At 69.8% G+C, this 4,957-nt stretch carries 5 protein-coding genes; 1 reads left to right on the top strand and 4 read right to left on the bottom strand.

What is annotated here, in order from left to right; genetic code table 11:
* Nucleotides 1-416 (top strand): transketolase C-terminal domain-containing protein (locus tag VJS38_RS20890; RefSeq protein ID WP_324090076.1); only part of this gene is annotated, 416 nt, incomplete at its 5' end.
* A gap of 149 nt (nucleotides 417-565) precedes the next feature.
* Here VJS38_RS20890 and ppk2 read toward each other — a convergent pair.
* The 4 genes from ppk2 to VJS38_RS20870 form a co-directional block, all read right to left on the bottom strand.
* Entirely contained in the window at nucleotides 566-1,381 is an 816-nt protein-coding gene (gene ppk2, locus VJS38_RS20885; protein WP_324090075.1) for a polyphosphate kinase 2, read from the bottom strand.
* 90 nt (nucleotides 1,382-1,471) lie between these two features.
* On the bottom strand, nucleotides 1,472-2,251 hold the full coding sequence (gene fabI / locus VJS38_RS20880) for an enoyl-ACP reductase FabI (protein WP_324090074.1): 780 nt from the start codon (nucleotides 2,249-2,251) through the stop codon (nucleotides 1,472-1,474).
* Between the two features lie 10 nt (nucleotides 2,252-2,261).
* Entirely contained in the window at nucleotides 2,262-3,227 is a 966-nt protein-coding gene (locus VJS38_RS20875) for a phosphate acetyltransferase (RefSeq protein ID WP_324090073.1), read from the bottom strand.
* Nucleotides 3,220-4,957, bottom strand: a 1,738-nt coding sequence (locus tag VJS38_RS20870; protein ID WP_324090072.1) for a DUF3141 domain-containing protein, incomplete at its 5' end; no start/stop codon positions are given. The genes VJS38_RS20870 and VJS38_RS20875, both read right to left, overlap by 8 nt.

The raw sequence follows: 4,957 nt of genomic DNA, 5'->3' as shown, positions 1-4,957 counted from the left end.
AGATCGGCAAGGGCCGCATCGTGCGCGAGGGCCGCGACGTGGCGATCCTGAGCCTGGGCACGCGGCTGCATCCGGCGCTGGCCGCGGCCGAGCAGCTGCAGGCCAAGGGCGTCTTCGCCACCGTCGCCGACGCCCGCTTCGCCAAGCCGCTGGACGAGGCGCTGGTGCGCAAGCTGACCCGCAGCCACCGCATGCTGATCACCCTCGAGGAAGGCTCGAGCGGCGGCTTCGGCAGCCGGGTGCTGGACTACCTCGTCAACGCCGACCTGATGCGCCCCGGCCTGAAGGTCCGCACGCTGACCCTGCCGGACGAGTTCCAGGACCACGACGACCAGCACCGGCAGTACGCCGCCGCCGGCCTGAACGCCGCCGACATCGTGCGTCTGGTCGAAGCCGACCTGGCGATGACGGGGTGAAGCCGTAGGATCCTCCCCTGAGGGGGTGGGGGTATCGCATATGCCGCGACGCCCCCTCCGGCTCGCTTCGCGATCCACCTCCCCCGCTTTGCGGTGGAGGATCTCAGCGCCAAGATGCTCCACCGTGAAACGGGGGAGCTGTCAGGCCTTCAAAACCGCTCCTCGATGAACCGCCGCCCGCGCAGGGGCGCCTGGTCGTCGTACTTCTCCTTGTTGGAGCGCTTCGGCAGCTTCACCTGCGGGCGCTTCACCGGCTCGTAGGGGATGCGCGACAGGATGTGGGCGATGCCGTTCAGCCGCGCGCGCTTCTTTACGTCGGAGCGCAGAATGAACCACGGCGCGTGCGGCACGTCGGTCGCCTCCAGCATGAGGTCGCGGGCCCGCGAGTACTCGTACCAGCGCGAGTAGGACTCCACGTCCATCGGGCTCAGCTTCCACTGCCGCAAAGGGTCGCTGATGCGCGCGTCGAAGCGCCGCTCCTGCTCCTCCATCCCCACCTCGAGCCAGATCTTGATCAGGATGATGCCGGACTGGACGACGTAGCCCTCCACCGCAGGGCACTGCTCCAGGAAGTGGTCGTGCTGATCCTTGGTGCAAAAGCCCATGACGTATTCGACGCCGGCGCGATTGTACCAGCTGCGGTCGAAGATCACGATCTCGCCGCCGGCGGGAAAGTGCTCCATGTACCGCTGGAGGTACATCTGCGACTTCTCGCGATCGGTCGGCGCGGGCAGCGCCACCACCCGGAAGACGCGCGGACTGACCCGCTCGGTGATCGCCTTGATGATCCCGCCCTTGCCGGCGGCGTCGCGCCCCTCGAAGACGATGATCACCCGTGCGCCGGTCTCCTTGACCCAGTCCTGCACGTAGCAGAGCTCGACCTGAAGCTTTTCCAGCTCCTTCAGGTATTCCTTGTTCTTCATCTTCGGCCGCGCGTCGGCGGCGGCCTGATCGTTCCGTGCCATGGCCAGAACTCCGCAAGCTCAACGCGAGGCTATGCGGACCGACCGGCCGGGACCATCGGGTGCACTCCGCAGAGGGCCCGGTCCTGGCCCTCAGGCGACCACGTTCGCGCCGCCGTCGATGTACACCGTGTCGGCGGTGATGCGCCGGGCGAAGTCGGAGGCCAGGTAGGCGCAGGCGCAGCCCACGTCCATGACGTCCACCAGCTCGCCCAAGGGCGCTCTCTGCGCCGCGTCGTTGAGCATCAGCTCGAAGTCCTTCAGCCCTGAAGCGGCCCGCGTCTTCAGCGGCCCCGGCGAAATCGGATGGACACGGATCCCGGCCGGCCCGAGCTCGTAGGCGAGGTAGCGGCAGGCCGCCTCCAGCGCCGCCTTCACCGGCCCCATGACATTGTAGTTGGGCACCACGCGATTGGCCCCGTAGTAGCTCATCGCGAACATGGTCCCGCCGTCGGTCATCAGCGGCGCGGCCAGCCGCGCCATGCGGATGAAGGAGTGGCAGGAGATGTCCATCGCCTTGGCGAACCCCTCCGCCGAGCAGTCGAGCAGCCCGCCCCGCAGGTCCTCCTTCGGCGCGTAGGCGATCGAATGCACCAGGCTGTCGAGCTTGCCCCAGCGCGCTCGGACCTGGTCGAACACCGCCTCCAGCTGGCCCGGCGCCGAGACGTCGAGCGGCGCGGTGATCTCGGCGCCCAGCTCCCTCGCCAGCGGCTCGACGTGGGGCCGCGCCTTCTCGTTCAGCCAGGTGATGGCCAGCTGCGCGCCGGCGGCGCGGAACGCCCGGGCGCAGCCGTAGGCGATCGAGCTGTCGTTGGCCACGCCGACGATCAGGGCCTTGCGGCCCGCCAGGATGGGGTGGACGCCCTCGCTCATGGCCGGCTCCCTACGAGACGATGGCCGCGTCGGCGTCGGCGCGGCGAGCGGCCGCCACCAGAAGCGCCACGGCGCAGGAGGCCAGGCGCGTCAGCAGCGCGTCGGCCCGGCTGGTCAGGATGATCGGCGCCCGTGCGCCCATGACGATGCCGGCGGCGTCGGCGCCGGCCAGGAACGACAGGCTCTTGGCGAGCATGTTGCCGGCCTCCAGGTCGGGAACCACCAGCACGTTCGCCCGGCCGGCGACCGGTGAGACGATCTTCTTCAGCTCGGCCGCCTCGGGATTGATGGCGTTGTCGAGCGCCAGCGGCCCGTCGAGCAGGCCGCCGGTGATCTGGCCGCGGTCAGCCATCTTGCACAGGGCCGCCGCCTCGACCGTCGAGGGCACCTTGGGATTGACCGTCTCCATCGCGCTCAGGATCGCGACGCGAACCTCCTTGATCCCCATGGCGTGCACCAGGTCGATGGCGTTCTGCACGATGTCGACCTTGTCCTCCAGGGTCGGCGAGATCATCACCGCGGCGTCGGTGATCACCAGCGGCTGCGGCTGGCCCGGCACATCCATGATGAAGCAGTGGCTGATCTTGCGGGCGGTGCGCAGGCCCGTCTCACGGGCGACCACCGCGCCCATCACCTCGTCGGTGTGCAGGCTGCCCTTCATCAGGGTCTCGGCCCGCCCGCAGCGCACCAGTTCGACCGCCTTGGCCGCCGAGTCGTGGCTGTGAGCGGAATCGACGACCTCGAAGGGCGTGATGTCCAGCGACGCCCGCGCGGCGACGTCGCGGACCCGGGCCTGCGGCCCGACCAGGATCGGATCGATCAGCCTGAGCTTCGCCGCCTCCACCGCGCTCTCCAGCGAGACGGCGTCGCAAGGGTGCGCGACCGCGGTCCTGGCGGGGGGATAGGCCTGCGCCGCCCGCACGAGGCGACGGAACTTCTCGTGGCCCGTGGGCTGGATGCCGGCGATGTCAGCCATGGACCGCCTCCCCGCCCTTGCCGTTGAAGAGGGCGTCGACGCGCGCCAGCCGCCGCCGGCACTCGTCGGGCAAGGCCTCGCCCGCCTCGACGATCTCGTGAAGGGCCTTGAGCGCCGTCTCGCGCTGCTCGCCGCCATCGTCCAGCAGCTTGGGAATCGCCTGGATGGCGCGCTCCTCGTCTAAACGCACCAGCTGCGACTGTTCCTTCAGCATCTGCTTCAGCTTTCCCATCGGCCGTCGGACCGCCGCCGGCAGGTTCGCGCGGATCTGCTTCAGCATGTTGAAGCCGCGCTCGTCGAAGCCGCCGTTGGGTTCGCTGACGTAGATGAGCGCCCGCGACGCCGCCTCGACGGGGCCGCCGGTCTCGAACCGGGTCTCAAGCTCCGCCCGCCGCTGCGCCTCGTCGGCCTCGCGCACCAGGTCGCGCTCGATGCGCTGCGGACGCGGCGTCTCCATCTCGCCCAGCCCGACCGCCGCCTGCACCAGCGGCGAGCCGTAGGTGCTCAGGAAGAGGGTCTCGGTCCAGGCGTCCCGCGCCTTGCCCCAAGCCTCCAGCGTGGCGCTGATGCAGTCCGAGGCGCTCTTCTCCAGAGCCAGCAGGGGATTGTCCGCCGCGGCCGGCAGGCGCGCCTCGCGCACGGCCTGCGCCAGCTTGCCCACGCCCGCCATCAGCGGGTTGCGGTCGGAGAAGGCCGCGAACCGCAGCCGGTTCGGGTGCATCGCCCGCATCGCCTCGGCCGCCGGCTCGCGCACCATGGCCTGGACGGTCGGCTGGACGAGCCGGCGATAGAACGCCAGGCCGACGTCGGAGACCCGCGCCGAGGCGGCGAAGCGAAGGTCGTCCTTCGGGTTGTCGCCGACGATCGCGCGCACGTCCTCCACCCGCCGCGGCTCCAGCCGGAAGAGGTAGCGGCCGTCGATCAGTTCGGGGTGGGCGACGCCGGGGCCGACGTCGGTGATCATCGCCTCGTAGAGGCCGGGCGGCGCCAGATCGATCAGTTCCATGCAGGTGGCGAACTCGCGGTGCTCGCGCGTCGCCACCTTGCCCGAGACGAAGATGCCGAGATGGCCGATCGACTGGTGCAGGCAATAGACGATCGTCTGCCCGTTGGCGGCGATCTCGCGCTCGTGGTCGTAGACGTCGGTGATCCAGCCCAGCGCCTGCTGCGGCGGCGTGATGTCGTCGCCCCAGGAGCAGAAGACGATGATCGGCGAGCGGATGTTGCGCAGGTCGATCCGAACGCCCTCCGCGGTGCGCAGCGCGCCGGTGGCCAGCTTGTTGCCGATGAACAGGTTGTCGGCGATCCACTGCATCTCGCCGGCGTTCAGCAGCACCGGGCTGCCCCACCAGGTCTCGAAGTCGAGGAACCGCGCGCCTTCGGTGTCGGCCTTGGCGTAGACGTTGTAGGGCTTTTGCCAGAGCGTGTTGGCCGGGTTCATCGACTCGAAGTTGGCGACCAGCGCGGCGCCGTCGAACAGGCCGCAGCCGAGGTCCCCGGCGAGGGCGGTCCAGCACGAGCCGCCGAGCACGCCGCCGCTGTAGCGCATCGGATTCTTGCCGCGCACGCCGGCCCAATAGGACAGCGGCGCTCCGGCCAGCAGGATCGGACCTGCGATGTCCGGCTTCATCGCCGCCATCATCATCGTCTGCCAGCCCGCCTGGCAGTTGGCGACGACGACCGGCTTGCCCTCCGCCTCCGGATGCCAGGCCGCGACTTCCTCGACGAAG

Origin of the sequence: Phenylobacterium sp. (genome assembly GCF_035276905.1) — a bacterium.
GTDB lineage: Bacteria > Pseudomonadota > Alphaproteobacteria > Caulobacterales > Caulobacteraceae > Phenylobacterium.
Note: the sequence above shows the minus strand (reverse complement) of the source record. Positions and strands in the feature narration are given on the sequence as shown.

Bases quoted from the DNA above. Each gene is read 5' to 3' on its own strand.
- VJS38_RS20875 (WP_324090073.1), bottom strand. From the start codon at position 3,227: ATGGCTGACATCGCCGGCATCCAGCCCACGGGCCACGAGAAGTTCCGT.
- fabI (WP_324090074.1), bottom strand. From the start codon at position 2,251: ATGAGCGAGGGCGTCCACCCCATCCTGGCGGGCCGCAAGGCCCTGATC.
- ppk2 (WP_324090075.1), bottom strand. From the start codon at position 1,381: ATGGCACGGAACGATCAGGCCGCCGCCGACGCGCGGCCGAAGATGAAG.